Source organism: Vibrio sp. 2092 (assembly GCF_033339635.1).
Taxonomy (GTDB): Bacteria; Pseudomonadota; Gammaproteobacteria; order Enterobacterales; family Vibrionaceae; genus Vibrio; species Vibrio alginolyticus.
Map to the genome: position 1 here is coordinate 156390 of NZ_JAWOUY010000003.1, position 21313 is coordinate 177702.

19 protein-coding genes are annotated in these 21313 nt (G+C 44.4%); 8 read left to right on the forward strand and 11 right to left on the reverse strand.

The features are described 5' to 3' along the window. Position 1 precedes the first annotated feature (1 nt). Positions 2 to 706, forward strand: coding sequence for a 3'-5' exonuclease (locus R7P80_RS07125; protein ID WP_064354258.1), 705 nt, complete (start codon positions 2 to 4; stop codon positions 704 to 706). A gap of 15 nt (positions 707 to 721) precedes the next feature. Here R7P80_RS07125 and R7P80_RS07130 read toward each other — a convergent pair whose 3' ends face one another. After that, positions 722 to 1720, reverse strand: a complete 999-nt coding sequence (locus R7P80_RS07130) for a substrate-binding domain-containing protein (RefSeq protein ID WP_017447736.1) — start codon at positions 1718 to 1720, stop codon at positions 722 to 724. Between the two features lie 176 nt (positions 1721 to 1896). Between R7P80_RS07130 and R7P80_RS07135 the strand changes: the two genes are divergently transcribed. Continuing rightward, on the forward strand, positions 1897 to 2229 hold the full coding sequence (locus R7P80_RS07135) for a tRNA-binding protein (protein ID WP_005494151.1): 333 nt from the start codon (positions 1897 to 1899) through the stop codon (positions 2227 to 2229). A gap of 69 nt (positions 2230 to 2298) precedes the next feature. On the opposite strand, the gene R7P80_RS07140 is transcribed toward R7P80_RS07135, so the two are convergent. Then, the gene (locus R7P80_RS07140) at positions 2299 to 2850 is read right to left on the reverse strand and encodes a gamma-glutamylcyclotransferase family protein (RefSeq protein WP_225491527.1); all 552 of its coding nucleotides are present in this window, start codon (positions 2848 to 2850) and stop codon (positions 2299 to 2301) included. A 184-nt stretch (positions 2851 to 3034) separates the two neighbouring features. On the opposite strand from R7P80_RS07140, the gene R7P80_RS07145 reads away from it, so the two are divergent. After that, a complete protein-coding gene (locus tag R7P80_RS07145; protein ID WP_005391701.1) occupies positions 3035 to 4219 on the forward strand; it encodes an NnrS family protein in 1185 nt (394 codons plus the stop codon). 73 nt (positions 4220 to 4292) lie between these two features. Here R7P80_RS07145 and R7P80_RS07150 read toward each other — a convergent pair whose 3' ends face one another. The 5 genes from R7P80_RS07150 to R7P80_RS07170 all read right to left on the reverse strand — a co-directional run bounded on the left by R7P80_RS07150 (position 4293) and on the right by R7P80_RS07170 (position 10640). Continuing rightward, complete coding sequence (locus tag R7P80_RS07150) at positions 4293 to 5246, reverse strand: CorA family divalent cation transporter (protein WP_005391702.1); 954 nt, start codon at positions 5244 to 5246, stop codon at positions 4293 to 4295. Positions 5247 to 5521: 275 nt separating this feature from the next. Beyond that, positions 5522 to 7081, reverse strand: a complete 1560-nt coding sequence (glpD, locus tag R7P80_RS07155; protein ID WP_225491526.1) for a glycerol-3-phosphate dehydrogenase — start codon at positions 7079 to 7081, stop codon at positions 5522 to 5524. A 176-nt stretch (positions 7082 to 7257) separates the two neighbouring features. Beyond that, positions 7258 to 8049 (reverse strand): DeoR/GlpR family transcriptional regulator, encoded by a 792-nt coding sequence (locus R7P80_RS07160; protein WP_005380192.1) that lies wholly within the window; start codon positions 8047 to 8049, stop codon positions 7258 to 7260. 159 nt (positions 8050 to 8208) lie between these two features. Further along, positions 8209 to 9726 carry a glycerol kinase GlpK gene (gene glpK, locus R7P80_RS07165; RefSeq protein WP_005380193.1) on the reverse strand — a complete coding sequence of 506 codons (1518 nt, stop codon included), beginning with the start codon at positions 9724 to 9726 and terminating at the stop codon, positions 8209 to 8211. Positions 9727 to 9785: 59 nt separating this feature from the next. Next, positions 9786 to 10640, reverse strand: a complete 855-nt coding sequence (locus R7P80_RS07170; RefSeq protein ID WP_005380195.1) for an MIP/aquaporin family protein — start codon at positions 10638 to 10640, stop codon at positions 9786 to 9788. 896 nt (positions 10641 to 11536) lie between these two features. On the opposite strand from R7P80_RS07170, the gene glpT reads away from it, so the two are divergent. Both glpT and glpQ read left to right on the forward strand, forming a co-directional pair. Further along, the gene (glpT, locus tag R7P80_RS07175; protein WP_005380199.1) at positions 11537 to 12901 is read left to right on the forward strand and encodes a glycerol-3-phosphate transporter; all 1365 of its coding nucleotides are present in this window, start codon (positions 11537 to 11539) and stop codon (positions 12899 to 12901) included. A gap of 56 nt (positions 12902 to 12957) precedes the next feature. Further along, positions 12958 to 14013, forward strand: coding sequence for a glycerophosphodiester phosphodiesterase (glpQ, locus tag R7P80_RS07180; RefSeq protein WP_005380201.1), 1056 nt, complete (start codon positions 12958 to 12960; stop codon positions 14011 to 14013). An 88-nt stretch (positions 14014 to 14101) separates the two neighbouring features. Here glpQ and dapD read toward each other — a convergent pair whose 3' ends face one another. Further along, entirely contained in the window at positions 14102 to 15133 is a 1032-nt protein-coding gene (dapD, locus tag R7P80_RS07185) for a 2,3,4,5-tetrahydropyridine-2,6-dicarboxylate N-succinyltransferase (protein ID WP_225491525.1), read from the reverse strand. Between the two features lie 446 nt (positions 15134 to 15579). Between dapD and R7P80_RS07190 the strand changes: the two genes are divergently transcribed. Further along, positions 15580 to 16194 (forward strand): AHH domain-containing protein, encoded by a 615-nt coding sequence (locus R7P80_RS07190; protein WP_225491524.1) that lies wholly within the window; start codon positions 15580 to 15582, stop codon positions 16192 to 16194. Beyond that, on the forward strand, positions 16184 to 16780 hold the full coding sequence (locus R7P80_RS07195) for a hypothetical protein (protein WP_225491523.1): 597 nt from the start codon (positions 16184 to 16186) through the stop codon (positions 16778 to 16780). The genes R7P80_RS07190 and R7P80_RS07195 overlap by 11 nt, the downstream gene beginning before the upstream one ends. Positions 16781 to 16837: 57 nt before the next feature. Here the strand turns inward: R7P80_RS07195 and R7P80_RS07200 are convergent, their stop codons facing one another. Further along, positions 16838 to 17137 carry a YebG family protein gene (locus R7P80_RS07200; RefSeq protein WP_005380208.1) on the reverse strand — a complete coding sequence of 100 codons (300 nt, stop codon included), beginning with the start codon at positions 17135 to 17137 and terminating at the stop codon, positions 16838 to 16840. Between the two features lie 165 nt (positions 17138 to 17302). After that, the gene (locus R7P80_RS07205) at positions 17303 to 18220 is read right to left on the reverse strand and encodes a LysR family transcriptional regulator (protein ID WP_225491522.1); all 918 of its coding nucleotides are present in this window, start codon (positions 18218 to 18220) and stop codon (positions 17303 to 17305) included. A gap of 112 nt (positions 18221 to 18332) precedes the next feature. Between R7P80_RS07205 and R7P80_RS07210 the strand changes: the two genes are divergently transcribed. Beyond that, entirely contained in the window at positions 18333 to 19307 is a 975-nt protein-coding gene (locus R7P80_RS07210; RefSeq protein ID WP_225491521.1) for a TDT family transporter, read from the forward strand. Between the two features lie 75 nt (positions 19308 to 19382). On the opposite strand, the gene R7P80_RS07215 is transcribed toward R7P80_RS07210, so the two are convergent. Beyond that, positions 19383 to 21206 carry a DUF3413 domain-containing protein gene (locus R7P80_RS07215; protein WP_225491520.1) on the reverse strand — a complete coding sequence of 608 codons (1824 nt, stop codon included), beginning with the start codon at positions 21204 to 21206 and terminating at the stop codon, positions 19383 to 19385. Positions 21207 to 21313 lie beyond the last annotated feature (107 nt).

Sequence of the window (21313 nt, forward strand, 5' to 3'; positions counted from 1 at the left end):
TATGTTTGGCTACTCATTCCAGTCAATTGAACATCTAGAACACGTGCGCAGAGAGCTAGAAAAATCTAGCTTGCCAGATGTATTTAACTCTATAGGAAATACGCCTCTACCTGGAGCTTTATCGGACGCTAGAGAGTTAGACACGTTAGTCTTGGACTTTGAAACGACAGGATTTAATCCTGAAGTAGATAGAGTAATCAGTATTGGATGGGTCGAAATTCGAAACAGCAATATTCGTCTAAATAGTGCACGTCATATCTTCATTAATCATGCAATTGATATTTGTCATGAGTCAGTCAAAGTTCACCATATCAGGCCTGAAACGTTGCATGTATCGGGGATTTCAGAACAAGTTGCTTTCACTCAGTTGCTGGATGTAATTGCTGGTAAAATTCTTGTTGCACATGGCTGCATTATGGAGCAGAAGTTTTTAGAGCAATACATCAAGATGAAGTACCAGAATTTGAAGTTGCCATTAATATGGTTAGATACATTAAAAATCGAGCAATATCGCACCCAACTGAGACCTACTCGGTCTGACTGGCGGTTAAGTTCAATTCGAAAGGAACTCAACCTACCAACATATCAAGCCCATAACGCACTAAATGATGCGATAGCGACTGCCGAACTATATCTAGCACAGATTAATTGCTTGTTTGGCCTTTCATCTGCGCCATTACATGTTTTAGTTAATGCTTCGCGCTAACATTTAACGCATATATCAACAACGCTCAACAGAATTTCTTCGTACCAAAGTTGGGCTAAAAATAATGGTTTCGTCTTCAATTTTTTCGTCACGAGATAGCGCCAAAGCCAAACGGGCGGCGCGTTCTGCCATCATCTCGATTGGGTAGCGAATAGTGGTCAGGCTAGGGTGAACAAAGCGGGCGATCAAGCCATCATCGAACCCGACCATAGATACCTTATTTGGTACGTCAATGCCATTTTGATCTAACGCTGCCAGTGCGCCAGCGGCCATGTAGTCGTTGTAGGCCACCACTCCAGTAATCTCCAAAGATTTGGTTAACAGGTTGGTCATCGCAACTTCGCCACCATCACTGTTGGGCTCACCGTATTCGATGTAGCTTTTGGAGAGTTCAATACCATGTTCTTTCAATGCGGCTTGGTAACCTTGCAAGCGCTCATCGGTATCTTCGATATCGTGGGATGAGGCAATGCAAGCGATTTTGCGATGCCCGTGACGAATCAAATATTCTGTCGCGAGGAATGCTCCTTTGCGGTTATCAAGGGAAATACAGCGTTCGGCCAGCTCTGGGATATGACGATTGATAAGCACCATACCTTTCACCTCTTGGGCGTAGCCAATTAGCTCCTCATCAGATAAGCCTTTCGAGTGGATGACTATTGCATCGCAACGGCTGTTGATCAGCAATTCTAGGGCTTGACGCTCATCTTCTGGATTATGGTAACCGTTGCCAATCAAGATATGTTTGCCATTTTCGCGCGCGACATTATCGACGGATTTGACCAGCGTGCCGAAGAAAGGATCGGACACATCACTCACCAACACACCCATGGTATTTGTGCTTTGACTCACCAGTGCACGAGCTGCGGCATTGGGTCTGTAACCCAATTTGCTCATTGCTTTGGTGACCGACTCTACCGATGATTGACTGGCTTTTGGGGACTTGTTGATCACGCGAGAAACCGTTGCGACCGAAACACCGGCTTCTTTCGCGACATCCTTGATCGTTGCCATATAGAACCTTTAGTGGCTAAAAATTTTGACTGGAAGTATTAAACACCCATTGTGTAATAAGTGCAATTTGATAGGGGATTTGCTTTCGGAAATGAGATCTTTACCACTTGTATTTATTAAGCTTACTGATAGTGTAAACGTTATCTTTTTAGTAAAACTTTACTGAGGTTTTAATTATGGAAACTATTGCTTACTCTGATTTTGCCAAACTGGAAATTCGTACCGGAAAAATCATTGAAGTGGCTCGTCATCAAAATGCAGACAAGCTGTACATTGTGCAAATTGATATTGGTGAAAAAACACTGCAAACCGTAACCAGTTTAGTACCTTATTACACCGAGGAAGAGTTGATGGGCAAACAAGTGGTCGTGTTGTGTAATCTTGCCAAAGCCAAAATGCGCGGCGAAACCTCAGAATGTATGTTGTTGTGCGCAGAAACGGATGATGAATCCGAAAGTGTGTTGCTAACTCCAGAAAGAGCGATGCCGACTGGGGTGAGAATTGTTTAATCAGTTCACTGGTCGCTCTACTGTAAAAACAGCTCTTAGTTTAGAGCTGTTTTTACAGATGGGATTGAGCTACGAATTTTGGGCAAGCAGATTATCAATCAACTCGTAATGATGCTCTTGCACGCCTGCAAGGTTGCCATATTTAGGTTGGTGGCGGTCATTTTCTTTTGCGTGTTGCCAGCCAATGGTGTGACGCACGAAATGCTCTGCAAACGCATGAGATACTTCTAAGCAACCTGCTAGCACGGTATCGACATAGCTTTGCATGATTGGGCTTTTTACGCACGGTGGTAATGGCTCGTCTTTTACGTAAACCCAGATGCTATGTTCTTGGTTAAAGTTCGCTTCCGTTTCGATTTGATCTGGCTGAATTTGAATACGATGATAACCACGCTCACGGCGATCGAATTCTGCGAGAGCCTCTTCATTCACTTCGAGTAAAACGCCGTTGACCTGCCCATCGCCTTGGTTTACAACCAGAGGAGACAGAGTGTAGCTGTCATCAATTTTTCCCCAGTAGCGCACCAGTCCATGAGCAATGACGGGAATGGCTTCTCCCGTTTGTCCGGTTAACTTACGTGACGCAGAATTAATCAAACTGCCATAGCCAAATATGTACATCTTCGTTGCATCCCTTAGCTGATGGTTGTGTCTCTCACCGTTTATACCTAACCCGCCTCTGAAGCACAACTTTACCTCTTAAGTATAATCTTAACTCTTAACATGTATTTTTTATATATGTTTATGGTAGCATCAATATTGTAGTTGAGTTAACCAGCATCGAGAGACGCTTGAGGGCAAGATAATGCTGAATATCACCGATAAAAAAGTAGAAGAAAAAATCCCCGCATGGCTGCGATTAGGCTTTCGGCCGTTTTTTCTGTTTGGGTCGATTTACGCCATTGTTGCGATTGCGTTGTGGGTGTGGATGTTCCAAGGCGGACAGCCAAACGCATTAGCCGTGCCTGCATTGTGGTGGCACGTACATGAAATGTTGTTCGGTTTTTCGATGGCCATTGTAGTTGGCTTTGTACTGACCGCGGTACAAAACTGGACTGGCATTAATGGTACCAAGCATTACATGCTTCTGGCTTTATTTGGCTTGTGGTTAGTGCCCCGCATATTGCTTTGGACACCAGCACCGTTATGGTTAACCAGCAGTATCGAAGCGGTATTTTTACTGTTTGTCGCCTATGAGGTGGGCATTCGTGTGTATCGAGCCAAAGGTTGGCGTAATTTGTTTTTCGTTCCACTGTTTCTTTTAGCCATCTTTGCGAACTTTGCAAGCTACGCAACGATAAAAGGTATGCCGCCCTTTAGCTCTTCAGCGGTGTGGCAAGCAATGCTGTGGTGGTTTACCTTGCTGTTGTCAGTGATGGGCGGACGTGTGATTCCATTTTTTACTGCGCGTCGATTTAATTTCGAAAAAGCGCAACCATTGGCTTGGTTAGAGTGGTTCGCGAACTTGCCATTGGTAATGCTATTTGTGCTGAGCTTTTTCCCTGTGACGTTTGCAGAACTAGGTAGTCCTTTGATGCTATTTGCAGGTGTTGCTCAGTTGGTGCGTTTTGTTCGCTGGAAACCTTGGTTAACCCTGAGCGAGCCTTTAGTGTGGTCGCTGCATGCTGCGTATTTGTGTTTACCACTAAGCTTAATTTTGCGAGGCGTCTGGGGAGATGCATTTGCCAGCCATAACCTCATTCACCTGTTTGCGATAGGTGCGTTAGGCGGTTTGATTTTAGCGATGATTACACGGGTGACGATGGGACATACTGGTCGCATGATCTACAAAGGGCCAAACATGAGCCTTGCGTTTGCAGCAATTACCGCGGCAGCTTTGGTTCGCAGTTTCGCCGTGATCTTTGATCCAGCGAACATGATACTGTGGATTGATATCAGCGGCGGATTATGGATTGTTGCGTTTGGGCTATTTGTGTGGCGCTTTGGTGTGATGCTTGTGACCCCTCGTGTGGATGGTCACCCCGGATAAGATTCTAATGTGAGTAGAGAAAAGAGGAGCCGCGTGCTCCTCTTTTGGTTTTTGTTCTTTATAGGTTTAGTGTTTATTCGTCTTCGTCGTCCGCTTTATTCGTGAGCCCCAAGCGTTTAAATAGCCACCACTCTAGACCAAAAATGACAATTAAGGCGATGCAGAACCAGGTGAATGCCATGGTGGATTCCACGCCTGGCATTCCACCAACATTGATACCGAGTAAACCTGTTAAGAAGCTGGTTGGTAGAAAAATCGTTGCTACCAAAGTAAACAGGTAACTGTTTTTATTGGTTTTCTCATCACGATGATGTTTGATCTCTTCTTGGAAAAGCGCCACTTCTCCAAGATAAAACTCAAGTGTTTCATTTATGCGCGTAATATTATTGTGTGCGAAGCGATATTGATGAGGTCTCAAAGCAATCAATTCTGATTCTGACTCCACAAGATCACGGATAGCGTACTGCTGAGGGCGAATAAAACGCTTGATAGAAATCAGTGCTTTTTGAGTCGCCATATGTTTGTACGTCGACTCATCATTCACGTCGAACTGGTTTAGTGTTTCTTCAATCGTATCAAGGTAAATGTCTATTTTACTGTTTAATCCTTCAATGATCTGATGAAGTAAACTGGCAAGACTTTTTGGGCCTTTGTGTTCCGCTAATGCTTGGCGAATCTCCATGATCGCGCGTGATGGAATTTTACGAGTTGAAATGAGTGCGCCTTGAAAGTAGAGAATTCGAATACTAAGCATATCTTCTGGTGATGCATTGCCGTTCATATTGACGCCTCGTAAAATCAACATGAAGTTCTCGTCATCCAAAGGATGGAAAGATGGTCGACTTTCGTCGGCTAATAGATGATCAACCGTAGCTCGAGGTACTTGGTTTTGCTCCAGCCAACCACGAATATCAGGATGCAGCCGTTCGCAATGGTACCAATGCTTAGCTTGAATTTGCTCTGCCGTGGTGGATTGTTGAGTTGCTTCTGGGGTTGAGAAGTCCCAATGTTCAATCATAAAACCCATTTTCTTTTCCTTGTTTGAGCCGATACCAAAATAACCTCAAGATACTTCTTTCGCGAGAATTGCATTGCCATACAGAGGCAATACTCTGAGTACGGTACTCTGAAGTCATTGATGCATTATTTTTCAAATGAGTATGATTGTATTTAACGCCAAATGTCTATGAATAGTTGTTCTTATTTGCAATCGAGTGGAGCGCACCAAGGTGTTGTGCTTAAACAACAAAACAAAAAGCCTGCAACTAAGCAGGCTTTATTGTGGGGGAGGGAGGGGAGCTGTTAGCCAACTTGAGAAAGATTAACCACTTTCTGTTGTAGCTTTTTCTTTAAATAGTCCGTTAAGGCCTGTTTTTCTTCCTCGTTCATGTAAAGACCAAGCTTAGTACGGCGCCATAAAATGTCTTCATCGGTCATTGCCATTTCATGGCTCATTAAGTAATCGATCTCACGTTGGTAAACACCACCTGCTTGTGCCGAGAACGTTTGTCCTAAGTCAGCTTCACTTGTTGTGCCTTCCATTAAGTTCCAGGTTTGGGTACCAAACTGTGTGACATAACGAAGAATCAATGCTTCTGGCGCCCAAGTGTATTTAGCGTGAATTTGTTTAGCTAATTGTTCACGACTACAGCTGAAGTTACCACCAGGAAGGGTTTGGTTGGCCGTCCAGTCTTTACCCATTTCAGGTAGGAACGGAGCAAGTTTCTTCATTGCTGCTTCACCTAACTTACGGTAGGTCGTTAACTTACCACCAAAAACAGAAAGCAGAGGTGCATGGTCGTATTCCGCATCGAGCTCTAGCGTGTAGTCTCGTGTGATTGCTTGCGGAGAGTCAGATTCATCGTCACATAAAGGACGAACACCGCTGTATGTCCAAACTACATCTTCGCGAGTCAACTGGTGGACAAAGTGTTGGTTTACGATATCAATGAGGTAATCGACTTCGTCATCTGAGATCGACACTTCACGTGGGTCACCTTTGTATTCCACATCTGTTGTACCAATGATTGAGAACTTATCTAAGTAAGGAATCATAAATACGATGCGATTGTCTTTGTTTTGAAGGATGTAGGCTTGCGGTTCGTTGTGGATACGAGGAACAACGATGTGCGAGCCTTTGATTAAGCGAATGTTACGAGGAGAGGCTTGCTCTAATCCATCATCAAAGAACTGTTTTACCCAAGGCCCCGCAGCATTGACTAACGCTTTCGCTTTACGTTCGAAACGTTGGTCTGTCATCACATCGTGAATAGTAACATGCCAGATACCACCTTCACGGTGTGCTTTTTCCACACGGCAGTAGTTACGCACTTCAGCATGGTTTTCGCGAGCCGCAAGAACGTTCAGTAATACTAAACGTGCATCATCAACCCAACAGTCAGAGTATTCGAAACCCGTTTTCATTTCTGGTTTTAGCAAGCCAGATTTCGCAAGGTTGACGGTTTTACTGCCTTGCAGCGTCGTACGTTTACCCAAGTTATCGTAAAGGAAAAGGCCACAACGAATCATCCAAGCTGGGCGTAGGAATGGGCGATGCGGTAAACGGAAACGCATTGGTAGTGCGACGTGTGGTGCTTTACGAAGAATAACCTCACGCTCTGCGAGCGCTTCCGAAACTAAACGAAACTCGTAGTGTTCAAGGTAGCGTAAACCGCCGTGTATCAGTTTAGAACTTGCTGAAGAAGTCGCAGATGCGAAGTCATTTGCTTCATATAAGCCAACACTCAAACCTCGGCCTGCTGCGTCTGCCGCAATACCAGCTCCGTTAATGCCGCCACCGATTACGATCAAGTCTAAGGTAGTGGATGAGCTAGTAGTGGAAGCATTATTTTGTATACTCATAAATTTGACCTCTTGGTGAGCGAACGAGCATTTTAGAACATAATGTAATCCTAGCTCAGGTTTCGTTTGTGATCATCTATTATTTTCGTTTGTGAGCGTTTTGTGTGATTTAGACACAAAAAAACCTCTGTCTAATTAAGACAGAGGTCATTTGAGGGGGAATTATACGATTGACGTTACTCGTTTTCGGAGTTTGATTCGTTAGCTTCAACCACTTCAAGTGGGATAGAAGCTTCCTTCAAAATTGACAAGATTTCTTCTGGTGGCTGCTTATTGGTAAAGATCATGTTGAGCTGTGCAATATTGCCTAGTTTCACCATAGCATTGCGCCCGAACTTGGTGTGGTCTACGGCCAGAAATACACTACGGCTATTGTCAATGATCGCTTGTTTTACCCGGACTTCGTGGTAATCAAAGTCTAATAGCGAGCCATCGAAGTCGATACCGCTAATGCCGAGAATACCAAAGTCGAGACGGAACTGTTTAACGAAATCGAGGGTAGCCTCGCCAACAATACCGCCGTCTCTGCTGCGGACTTCTCCACCCGCTAAGATGACTTTGATTTCAGGGTTAGGGAAAAGAATGGTCGCAACATTGATGTTGTTGGTGACAACACGCAACTGTTTATGGTTTTTATTGAGCGCTCGCGCAACTGCTTCTGGTGTAGTGCCAATATCGATGAATAGTGTGGCACCATCTGGAATGTGTTTGACTACCTCGTCTGCAATGACATCTTTTTCATTGAAGTTGAGCGCTTTACGCGTGTTGTAAGATGTGTTTTCAGAACTGAGAGGAATAGTGGCTCCACCGTGATAACGACGAATTTTGTTGTCATCGGCGAGTTCATTGAGATCGCGTCGGATGGTTTGTGGGCTGACATTGAATCTTTCTACCAACTCATCCGTGCTGACATAGCCTTGTTTTTTCACCAGCTCAACAATCTGCTGGTGTCGAGGTATTTGCTTCACTTACCACTCCCTTGTGCATTGGTAACGGCCAATGCTTCAAATTCGAAGCTCTATTGTGCTCGAATTTGCTCGTTGTGAGAAGTAAGCGAGTTCAGGAATCGGGGATAAAGCGCAAAAAGAGCGCACAAATGGCGCTCTTTTTTTCTTATGGAGATGAGATTAATCTTCTTCGTCGTGAAGTTCAGACCAGGTTTGTGCACATTTCACTGCACGTTTCCAGCCCTTGTAACGACGATTGCGTTTTTCTTCATCATCGTGTGGCTCAAAGGTGCGATCAAGTACCGCTTTATTCTGCAACTCATCAATGCTATCCCAGTAACCAACTGCAAGGCCGGCAAGGTAGGCTGCACCAAGAGCGGTAACCTCAGTTACTTGAGGGCGGTGTACTTCTGTGTTCAATACATCGGATTGGAATTGCATTAGGAAGTTGTTCGCTACTGCACCACCATCGACGCGAAGGTTCGCAAGCTTAATGCCTGAGTCAGCTTGCATCGCATCCAGTACGTCACGAGTTTGATAAGCGATGCCTTCCAATGTTGCACGGATGATATGGTTTGAATTCACACCGCGAGTAAGGCCGACAATCGTGCCACGTGCGTAGGCATCCCAGTATGGAGCGCCTAAACCAGTAAATGCAGGCACGACATAAACGCCGTTTGATGTATCCACTTTTGTCGCGAAGTATTCAGAGTCTTCTGCACCGTTTAGGATTTTCAATTCATCGCGTAGCCATTGGATAGAAGCTCCACCCATGAATACGGCGCCTTCAAGTGCATAAGCTGGTTCGCCTGCAGGACCACAAGCCAAAGTAGTTAGAAGGCCATGTGTCGAAGTGACTTTTTCTTGGCCAGTATTCATTAGCAAGAAACAACCCGTACCGTAAGTGTTTTTCGCTTGACCCGCTTCAACACACATTTGGCCGTAAAGCGCCGCTTGTTGGTCACCTGCGATTCCAGAAATAGGAATACGAGTACCGCCTTTACCACCGATGTTGGTTTTACCGTAAATTTCCGATGAGCGCTTCACTTCTGGCATCATAGATGCTGGGATGCCAAGCTCATCTAACATTTTTTGATCCCAACATAGATCGTTGATGTTAAACAGCATGGTACGCGATGCGTTAGTGTAGTCGGTTACGTGAACGCGACCTTGAGTCATCTTCCAAACTAACCAAGTATCGACAGTACCAAACAAAAGCTTGCCTGCTTCTGCGTCTTCTCGTGCGCCTTCAACATTGTCCAGAATCCATTTAACTTTGGTACCGGAGAAGTAAGGGTCAAGCACCAAACCAGTGTTGTCACGTACATAGTTTTCGAGACCGCGTGCTTTTAAATCTTCACAGATATCAGCAGTACGGCGACATTGCCATACGATCGCATTGTAAACGGGTTTACCTGTTTCTTTATTCCAGACGATGGTCGTTTCACGCTGGTTAGTAATACCGATAGCCGCTAATTGGTCGCTACGGATGCCAGACTTAGCTAGAGCTTCTACTAAGGTAGAGCTTTGTGTTGCCCAGATCTCCATTGGATCATGTTCAACCCAACCAGCTTCTGGATAAATCTGAGTAAATTCGCGTTGCGCGACGCTTACGATGTTCGCATCATGATCAAGAATCACTGCGCGAGAGCTTGTTGTACCTTGGTCTAGGGCAACAATGTATTTTTGCTCAGTCATGGTAAGAATCCTTTTGTTTCGTTATTTATATTTTAGTAAATGTTCGAGTTACGTCAGTTTTAAGCTCTAGCTTCTTCTGTTTCTTCTTCCGTCTCACATTGGTTTGGAATCGTACAACCGTGGCCTTGTTGTGGAAGGTAAGCGGCAATCGCTTTTGGATACAACCAACCACCAAAACACGCACCTGCAATCGGAGCAAGTAAAGGCACGATAAAGTAAGGAATGTCTTTAGCACCTGTCAGAGCGTAATCCCAACCTGCGAAGTAAGCGAACAGCTTTGGTCCAAAGTCACGAGCAGGGTTCATCGCAAAGCCTGTTAGTGGACCAAGTGAACCACCGATGACGGCAATCAAAATACCGATTAATAGAGGGTTCATTGCGCCACGTGCCGCGCCGTTATTTTCATCGCCCAGAGCCAGAATCGCAAACATCAGCACAGCAGTGATAACGAATTCCACAGCAAAAGCACCAAAGAAAGAGAGGGAGGCATGCGGATAGGTTGAGAAGATACCAGCAGTTGCTAGTGCATCTTGGCTGCTGCGAACGAAGTTATGAGCGATTTCGTAGTCGGTGAAAAGGTTGCTGTATAAGCTGTATACCAATGCAGCAGAACAGAATGCCCCAAGCATTTGAGCGATAATGTATGGCACCACTTTCGCCTTATCAAAACCATGGAACATAGCAAGTGCGATGGTAACGGCAGGGTTGATGTGTGCACCAGAGACGCCAGCCGTACAGTAAATAGCGATGGCGACACCGAAGCCCCATACAATACTGATTTCCCATTGTCCAAATGATGCGCCTGTTAGAACTAAGGCTGCAACACAGCCTACGCCGAAGAAAATAAGTAGTCCTGTACCGATAAACTCGGCCAAACATTCTCCGAGCAGAGAGGGGTGTTTGTTCGTTGTCATGTTAAAAGTCCTTTGATCATTTTTGCCTGTCTAGCACGATACTATTGTGCATATATAAACGTTTGCGAAAACAAACGAGCGTTAAAAATGAGCGTTTGAGCATAAATTTGTTAATCAAAGTCTTCGTTTTTGTTAAATGGCGCATCTTTTAACCGGAAAAGAACACAACGAAAATAATTTATTTGTCACGAGGCCAGTGATGAGAGCGCTCAAATTACCGATGTGAAAAAGAATGCACAACTGGTAAGAGGAGTTTTGTGAAGCTGCTACGTGCTTGGAGACTTATTGCACAGAACTTGTGTAGCAATTAACCCTAAAGGAGTAGCGGAATGTCAAATGTATCAAGGGATAGCAGTGATATAAAAAATACGCTGTCATGTTTGGACTTTTAGAAAAAATCGTCATCCCATTGGTACCAATAGGATGAGTTGATAAGAGAATAAACGCTGTTAATGTCTTGTGTTTGTGAATCATTGCTTCGGCTTGTATTCAAATAAAAATTGTTTTTTTTATTTCGTTTGATGCTAAACGTGATCGTTTTTCAGCTTTTTAGTTATTAGTTGGTTCGGAGCGAGTAGGGCAGGCGTAAATCGCCCTTTTTACGGTTAGTTTATGTTCTAATTCGAGCCTTTGTTTCAAAGGTTTCGAATTGGAATGCTCAAGTGAGAGGTTTGAACATCAGTTTAATATTAACGAATCTTGAGTAAAGTTGAACGATGATCTAATTAATGCTCATATAATTTACTGTATTTACTTATATTTAATCCATGTGCAACATTTGTCACAGAAATAAAATCCTAACTCCATACAATTCATGAACTTTCGAACGAAGATTTATTTTGTTTCGTTCGCTCCTTTTGTGTTTTTACCATCGCATACAAAATAATGAGGTTCCTATGTTTGGAATATTCAAACCTAAGGCGCACATTGATCGTCTGTCCCCTGGCAGCATCGATAGCACCTACTCTCGCCTCCGTTGGCAACTCTTTATCGGTATCTTTGTTGGCTACGCCGGTTACTATCTAGTTCGTAAAAACTTCAGTTTGGCGATGCCTTATCTTATCGAGCAAGGCTTTAGCCGCGGAGACTTAGGTGTCGCCTTGGCAGCTGTTTCCATTGCATATGGTCTCTCTAAGTTTCTAATGGGCAGCGTTTCAGACCGCTCCAACCCTCGCTATTTCCTTAGTGGCGGCCTATTGATGTCTGCATTAGTGATGTTTTGCTTTGGCTTTATGCCATGGGCGACTGGTAGCGTCACTGCGATGTTCATTTTGCTTTTCTTAAACGGTTGGTTCCAAGGGATGGGGTGGCCTGCTTGTGGCCGAACCATGGTGCACTGGTGGTCACGTAAAGAGCGTGGTGAGATCGTTTCGGTTTGGAACGTGGCGCACAACGTGGGTGGTGGCTTGATTGGTCCACTATTTATTCTTGGCCTGTGGGCATTTAACGATGATTGGCGCACTGCATTTTATGTTCCTGCATTTTTCGCCACGTTGGTTGCTGTGTTTGTTTGGATGACGGTTCGCGATACCCCTCAGTCTTGTGGTCTGCCTCCTATTGAAGAATACAAAGACGATTACCCAGATGACTATGACAAGTCCCATGAACAAGAAATGACAGCGAAGGAAATCTTCTTCAAATACGTCTTCAACAACAAACTTCTTTGGTCGATTGCAATTGCAAACGCATTTGTTTACCTAATTCGTTACGGCGTACTGGACTGGGCACCTGTTTACCTAAAAGAAGCGAAGGATTTCTCGGTAGATAAATCGTCATGGGCTTATTTCTTGTACGAATGGGCTGGCATTCCAGGAACACTATTGTGTGGTTGGATCTCTGACAAATTGTTCAAAGGTCGTCGTGCACCTGCTGGTATCTTATTTATGGTGCTAGTGACAGTTGCAGTGATGGTTTATTGGTTTAACCCTGCGGGCAACCCAACAGTAGATATGATGGCGCTTATTGCAATTGGCTTCCTAATCTATGGTCCGGTTATGCTGATCGGTTTGTACGCACTTGAACTCGCTCCGAAGAAAGCCGCAGGTACTGCCGCTGGTCTTACTGGTTTGTTTGGATACCTGGGTGGGGCAGTTGCCGCAAACGCGATTTTGGGCTACACCGTAGACCACTTTGGCTGGGATGGTGGCTTTATCATCTTAGTGGGTTCTTGTATTACTTCTATCGTGTGTTTGATGTACGCCTTCTTAGGTGAACGTGCGCACCACGAGCAAAAAGAGCGCGAGAAGGAAGCGCTAGCGTAATATTTATTTAAAGAGGCAGTGGAATACTGCCTCTTCGCTTTATCAAGGAAATAACAATGAAAACAAAGTCAGTATGTCTTACTTTTTTAGCACTTAGCCTCTCTGCTGGTGCGATTGCGAAGCCGCTTGTCATTGCGCACCGTGGCGCATCGGGCTACTTGCCTGAGCACACGCTAGAAGCCAAAGCACTTGCTTACGCAATGAAACCTGACTACATAGAGCAAGATGTGGTAATGACGAAAGACGACCAGTTGGTCGTGTTGCATGACCATTATCTCGATCGCGTAACGGATGTTGCGGAGCGTTTTCCTGATCGTGCACGTAAAGATGGTCGTTATTACGCGATTGATTTCACTCTGGCGGAAATCAAATCCTTGCGAGTTACCGAAGGGTTCAACATCGATGAGAAAGGCAACAAAGTAGCGGGCTATCCAACCCGATTCCCTATGTGGAAATCTGATTTCACCGTGCCGACGTTTGCTGAAGAGATTGAGCTGATCCAAGGCTTAAACAAAACGCTGGGTTATGACATCGGTATTTACCCAGAAATTAAAGCGCCTTGGTTCCATCGTCATGAAGGTAAGGACATTTCTAAAGCAGTACTTAAAGTCTTGAAGCAGTACGGTTACGGCTCTCAAGACGACAAAGTCTACCTTCAGTGTTTTGATGCGAATGAACTTCAACGCATCAACAGTGAACTTATGCCTGCAATGGACATGGACTTAAAGCTCGTTCAGCTTATGGCTTACACGGACTGGAACGAAACTATGGTGTACAAAGGCGACAAGGCAACACCATACAGTTATGACTGGATGTTCGAAGCCGACGGAATGAAGAAAGTAGCGAGTTACGCGGAAGGAATTGGACCTTGGAAGCCGATGCTGGTGGATGATAAGTCAACTAAAGACAATATCATCATCAAGCCGTTGATGAAGGCTGCAAAAGACGCTGGCTTGCAAGTGCATCCATACACGTTCCGCGCCGATCCAGGACGCATTCCCGCGTACACTGACAGCTTTGAAGGCATGATGGATGTGTACTATAACCAAGTAAAAGTGGATGGTTTGTTTACTGATTTCCCAGATAAAGCGGTCAGCTTTTTAAATCAGTAATCAGCACTCACGCATTTTGCTTTAAGCTAAAAAATCCCCCAACAGTTTCCTGCTGGGGGATTTTTCGTAGGGCTAATTCACGAATGAATTAGTTGTTTTTATGCAGTTCGCTGTTCAGTTCAACCGCGCTCTTGTTAGCAAGACATTCGATTTGACCTGTTACAGAGTTACGACGGAACAGTAGGTCAGAAACACCAGCAAGATCGCGGGCTTTCACCACTTCGACTTCTTGACCTTCAGAATCTAGCATGCGCACTTTAGAACCAGCAGTTACGTACAGACCTGATTCGATAGTACAACGGTCACCCATTGGGAAACCAAGACCTGCGTTCGCGCCTAGTAGAGAGTTTTCACCGATAGAAACCACAACTTTACCGCCGCCAGATAGCGTACCCATGATAGATGCGCCGCCGCCGATGTCAGAGCCGTTACCAACCATTACGCCAGCAGAGATACGACCTTCAACCATGCTCACGCCTGTTGTACCTGCGTTGAAGTTGATGAAGCCTTCGTGCATTACTGTTGTGCCTTCGCCAACGTGTGCGCCAAGACGTACGCGAGAAGTATCAGCGATACGAACGCCAGTTGGTACTACGTAGTCCACCATTTTAGGGAACTTATCTACGCAATCTACGCTTAGTGCACGACCCGCTAAGCGAGCTTCAATTTGACGCTCTGCTAGTTCTGGTAGATCGATTGGACCTTCGTTAGTCCATGCGATGTTGTGCAGTAGACCGAAGATGCCGTCTAGTACTGTGCCGTGTGGCTTAACTAGACGGTTAGAGATAAGTTGAAGTTTTAGGAAACCTTCAGCAACGCTTTGTGGCTGCTCGTCAGTTGCAAGAATAACCAGTACAAGTGGTTGTGCTGATTCTGCTGCTTTTGCTGCGAAAGATGCGTTTGCTGCATCGCCGTTTGCTTCAAATGCTGCTGCTAGTTCTGCACTTTGTGCTGCAGAGATCTCGATAGCTTGGTTGCCTTGCTCGTAACCTGCTACTGCTGCTAGTGCATTAACAAGCGCTTCGCTTGGGTTAAGAACTGGGTTTGGGAAAAACGCTTCGATGATTTTGCCGTCGCGGTTTTTAGTTGCCGTACCAAAGGCTAGAGAGAAGAAAGCCATAGTTGATCTCCATGTGTTGAGTCTTGTGTCTCGTCTGTTCACTGACAAGAAATAATTAAGTTGTCGGTCATCATAAAGAGAGTGTTGGGGAGTTTAAAGAGGGGAAATGGAGAAAGTCCGTAGATGGATACCTTTTGTCTTTTTAGAGATATGTTTGTCTGATGAGAAATGTGGCTACGAGGTGGTCTATTGGGGGAGTTTTGCTGAAACGATAGAAGGCAGTTTCTTGTCTCGGCTCTAGAAAGAAAGGGCGTTTTCCTATTCTGGCGAGTTCTTTCGAGATACAGAGGTATGTTTTTAATTGTTTAGAACAAGGTGTCGTATAAGTTCAAATAAATTTGGCGCAAGCTTGAGGCGGCTCGGTTTTGAGATAAATAATTCTTTATATTCATATTGATTCATATTAAGGTTGATCTACGTTTTTAAGCATTTTCAATGAGATCAGTATGGGTAAAAAAGTCGTTACGGTTACAACGTCTGAGCTGGAAAGAGATTTGTTTAATGTGACTGGTGATAAGTTATTCGCTTCCAAGCAAGCTTCGCAATTTCAAATATTTTATGCAGGTTCAGTGATAGATTCTATTAAGTATAAGAGAGGGGTGATATCCAAAGATGATCTTTTACTTAATCAACATATAAGGTGGGAGCATAATAAGGCCCATAGTTATCGCTTGGCCAAAAACATCCTTAAAAAAACAGGGCAATGTCGTCCTAAGAATGTAGCTGCTCATCATATTGTATCATGGAAAGACATTAGAGCTGCAAAGTCCAGAATGAGGCTATCAGCATTTCGAATCGATATAGATAGTGCGGAAAATGGTGTATTTTTACCAAGATGGAATAAACATGTGCCCCATTCGCAAATGGTTGAAGCTTATTCTCACTCCTGTATCCATACTTCATTTTACTATTTGAACGTTGAATATTTACTTGAAAATACGATTGCTCAGGATGCAGATAGAGAAGATATCGTTGAGGTTTTAGAGGATATTGGAGACGACTTGAAAATGGGCATGTTTCCAATAACCAGAAAAATAAGGGCGAATGAAATTGCAGTTTAAAAAACAAACTTTTACTAAGGTATTTGGTATTCAGCCAGATGTGGATAAATATTTATATCTAGAGCACACGAGCCTATTGGGTTTAGACGACGTGAATAATGAAGTTTTACCAATATTCAATGGAGCTTCAAAAATATCAACTTGGCAACCATTGACACTTGATTGGCTCCGGCATGATGATTCCGATGACTTAATAAAACCAATGATTGCTGCCTGGGGTAGCTGTACGTACGTAGTTCGCCATGATATAGCGAGCTTGTTCAAAGATACGCTCGGAGATTGTTGTGAATTCCTACCTGTAAATGTGGATAACTCCATTTGGTATGCACTTAATGTGACTTCTAAATTGGATGCATTACATACTGAACTGTGCGAGATAAACTACAAGCCAAATGGCAGAGTTCATAGAACTAGACCATATAAGCGTTTTGTTATTGATCGTGCTAAAGTTTCAACCCCGAGGCTCTTCAAATTAAGTGGTTCTCCAATAAGCATCTATACTTCAAATACCGACAATAGCTTTTTAAATCTAGTGACTAAAAACGAGTTTACCGGGGTTAGTTTTTATGAAGTAGAGAGTGTTTAACTTCAGGAATAAAAAAACGCCGCATAATGCGACGTTTTTTCTAAACAAATGAGAGGCTTACGCAGCGTCTTCTTGTTCGCTATCTTCTTCAACAGCTTCAAGCTTCTTTGCTTTTTTTGGTGCAGGTTTACGTTTTGCACCAAGAGCGTAAAGCACTTCTTCTTTGTTTTGCGCAAGGAACATTGCAAGATCTTCTTGCTTACCTTCGTCTTCTAGAAGTTCACTTTTACCCAGCAGTGAGAATAACTCGTCTGCCATATCCAGCATTTTGTCGTATGCGTCAGCTTCCGCTTTAGAGGTAAAAGTCATTTTCTCTTCTCCATTGCGTTCTACCACGTACTTGACGATTACAGCCATGGTTGGTCCTCTAAGTTAATTTGTTAAATTTTATACTGGCTTTTTATACAGTTTTTGACCAATTAAGTCTAGCGACAAGCCTCAGAATGAGAGCCGTGTACAACTAAGTGACCAGCATTTGAACTATCTGTCTTGAACTATCTCCCGTGAACGACCCATCTCGAACTAGCCATCTTTAAGATGTGGGTTCTCTGGTCGCTCCCAATCTTGGCAGAATTCAATGAATGTACGCAGTAGCGGGTTTTGATACTTCTCTTTGTGGATCAAAAGCCAGAAGCGACGCTTCATATCCAGTGGCATGTTGAGCATTTTCACACGACCATCGCGAATTGCAGGTTCAGCAGATAGGCGTGATAAACAACCTAGGCCAAGTCCGGCAGATACCGAATTGATCAGCGCTTCGGTGGTGTTGAGTTGAAAAGCCTCATGCCAGTGTTCTAGGCGCGGAGCGATGGCGCGCATAAAGAACTCTCGAGAGCCAGAACCCGCCTCACGCAGAATCCATTCCGTGTCTTCGAGCTCGTTTAGGCTGATAGGTCCTTCATCGAAGTTAGGGTAATCCGGCGGACAAATCACACACATTTCATCTTCGCTGAATTGCGTTGATTCCAACTCTGGGTGTATGGTCTTGCCCTCGGTGAGCGCGATGTCGAGTTCGTACGCGATCAACATGTCACAAATCTGGGCAGAGTTAGAGATGAATAAACTCTGCGACTGGTGATTTGTTTCATCACGAAAATCACTTAACAGATAGGGCGCGACTTGGTTGCCGATGGTGTCACTGGCACCGATGCGAAGCAGCCCTGATAAGGTTTGGTCGCCATCGAACACACTCTCAATATCCCGAGCTCGGTTGAGGAGTTCATCCGCGAGGGGCAAAAGTTTTTGTCCTTCTTGGTTGAGAATTAAGCGGTTGTTCACCCGGTCAAATAGGTGATGACCAATTTGTTTCTCTAACTCAGACAGCGCCATACTCACGGCCGCCTTAGAAAGAAACAGGCTTTCAGAAGCCGCAGTTAGCGTTTTGTGCTGAGTGATCGTAGTAAAAACTTTCAGTTGTTTAAGAGAGATATGACTAGGCATGATATTACGTTAAGTTTATCTGAACGTTAGTTTTAAATAATTAGATATATTGGAACGAAGTGCAAGAGTAATATACACACCATAGAAAGTTAGCCTAGATTTTGAGGTCGTAATGATTCAAAGAACAAAAGCAAAAGTAATGGGAGCACCAACCCCAATGGCGGGTCTGGCTCTTGGTATTGCGAGCTTAGGTTGGAGTTGGGAAAACTTCGCCGAATTACATGGCTATGGACAGTGGATTAGTGCGGGTATCGCAAGCATATTGTTGGCTATATTGGCAACCAAGTTTTTGCTACATAATCATCTGTTGAGACAAGATCTTGCTCATCCGGTTGTGGGCAGCGTGGTTCCGACATTTGCGATGGGCACTATGGTGGTATCGAACTCTCTCGGCCATTTTTACCCATTAGCTGGCGATGCGCTTTGGCTGATTGCGGTGGTTTTGCACATCGTGTTCTTGGTGAGCTTTGTTTACCATCGCGCCAAAGATTTTGAATTGCACCACATGGTTCCTAGTTGGTTTGTACCGCCTGTGGGTATCATCGTTGCGGATGTGTCTTTCTCTGGCAACCCGATGTTAGCACCAGTGGCACAAGGTGCATTGATGTTTGGTATGGTGGCGTACGCGATCATGTTGCCGATGATGATTTACCGTTTCATGTTCACCCATGAAATTCCGGATGCAGCGAAACCAACTATGGCAATCATGGCGGCACCAGCAAGCCTATCATTGGCTGGTTACCTAACCGTAACGGCAACACCTTCACCAGTGATTATTGCTCTATTGTTTGGTATCGCAGTATTGATGACAGCCATCATCTACTTAGCCTTCTTTAAATTGCTAAGACTGCCATTTAGCCCAGGTTACGCAGCGTTTACCTTCCCAATGGTGATTGGTGCGACGGCGCTGTTTAAAATGGCGAATTGGATGGAGTTGCAAGGATTGGCTGCGCACTATGTTCAACAAGTGCGAGGCTTAGCTGGTCTTGAGTTGATTGTGGCAACATTTGTTGTCTCTTATGTGGCCTTACAATACATCAACAACTTGTTGATTCAGCCACGCTTGATGCACGCTCATCACGCTTAAATAGCAGATAGGAAAAAGCCTCTTGGTCTTACAACCAAGAGGCTTTTTTATTTCAATCGGCGTCGATGTTGGACGCTAGCCTTTTTTGTAAAATCGCGACATCTCATCCAGAGAATGACGAATGATATCGACAGGAACTTTCTGTTCTTTCTCGACTTTTAACTGGCGATTCAGTTGCTGAGAGTGCCCGCCAGGGTTGACCACAAGCATCAGTTCTTTGCCGACCAATGCATAGTTGTAGTAGCTGCCTGCAATATACCAATCGCGAGAGGCAGAGCTATCAAACAAGTTATGACCAACGCTGTATGAACTCGTTGTGCCTTGAACGTCAAACAGCGTATTCATCATGGTTGGCACGACGTCAAAATGGGTCGTGCGGTAATCAACTTGCTCTGGCTGACGATTTGGCATGTACACGTAAAGAGGCACATGCACTTGAACGTCACTGTAATTACCCGTGTGGCCCCAATAGTTCATCTTATGGTCGTTAAACTCTTCACCATGATCTGATGAAATCACCACAATGGTGTTGTCTAAGTCGACATTTTTCAGCACATCACCAATCAAGCTGTCGATGTAGTACAACGAGTTCTTGTATCGATTGTGGTAAAGCGAAGCGTCAAAATCGTTGTTGAGCAAAATGTGGTCAACGCGTTCCCAGTATGGTTTGAATTTCGCAAATTCAGGTTCAGGAAACACCGTGCCGTGGGCGGCATCGTAGAACAGAAAACCAAAGTACGGCTTGTCGCTGTCCTGCTTTTGGAACTCGATGAACTTGTCTGTTATCTGCTGATCGCGCTCGACAGCTGTTTCTCCAGTTTGTTTCAGGGTCAAGTCCGACACTTTTTTGAATACCGTGCGAGAAAGTGGCGGGCTGGTGAGCGGTGCTGAGCCAAAAATGCCCATGCGGTAGCCTTCTGCTTGCAGCGTATCCATAAACACAGGAGAGCGTTGACTTGCGTAAAAGCTTTCCCAGTAGGTCGCTGGCAAGCTGTAAAACAGGCTGAAAATACCCGCTTGAGTTGAGTTGCCGCCGCTCATATGTTGTGTGAAATTCACCGTTTTTTCGGCGAACTTGCTGACATTTGGCATGACTTCCGGCGTCGCATCACTGTAGCGCCACGCGTCAACCAAGATAAACAAAACATTGGGCTGTTTCTCTTTGCTTTGCACTTGAATCGGCGCAAGCGGGTAGTTGAGTGAGCTACGTTCAATGTTGGTTAACTCTACGCGGTGCTTCGATGCAATGTTCTCATCCACTAGGTCGTGTTTGTAAATAAATTTACGAGCCGTCAGCGGGTAGTAAAGTGGCCAGTTATTCGAAAACTGACTGACTTCATCGTCGTAAAGTGCGTTTTTGTACGCATGAATCATCTGCGTGCTAAGCAATACAGCAAACCAAACGCTGATCAAAACGAACTTAGCTCGGCTTTGTGCCAGTTTATTACTTACCCAAACGGTACAGGCGAGCCCGATCACCAGAACGGCAACTTCACTGACGAAGATAAGCCAACTCATCCAAGAAATATCGAAGACATCACCGCCACCTTCGAAAAACATACGGATTAATAGGGCGTTGATGTGAAGTTTGTATTGCTGAAAAACGAGGATATCGACTTTAAACATGATCAATAGACAGATCGCGATAGCGATCACGATACCTTTGAATGCTCGAGTCGGTAGAAAAGAGAGCAATAAACTCAACAACATAAATGGAAGAGCGATCAAGCCCAGCCAGCCATATTGAGTCGAAACTAAATAGTAACCTTGCAACAAGGTTAGCGGTTCATTCTGATTGTTAGACAACACAAAAGGATAACAAGCGATCGACAGATACACTGCAAAGCAAGCAAAAAAAGCAATCAGCCAAGCGCTGTTGGAAGACAGTTTGCGAAACATACTTTTTGTTTGTTTATAAATGATGGGTAGAGGGAGTATAAAACAGTGTTTTTTATTATGGAATAGTTGCGATGAATGTCACATTTTGTATGGAAGTGTCATACTTG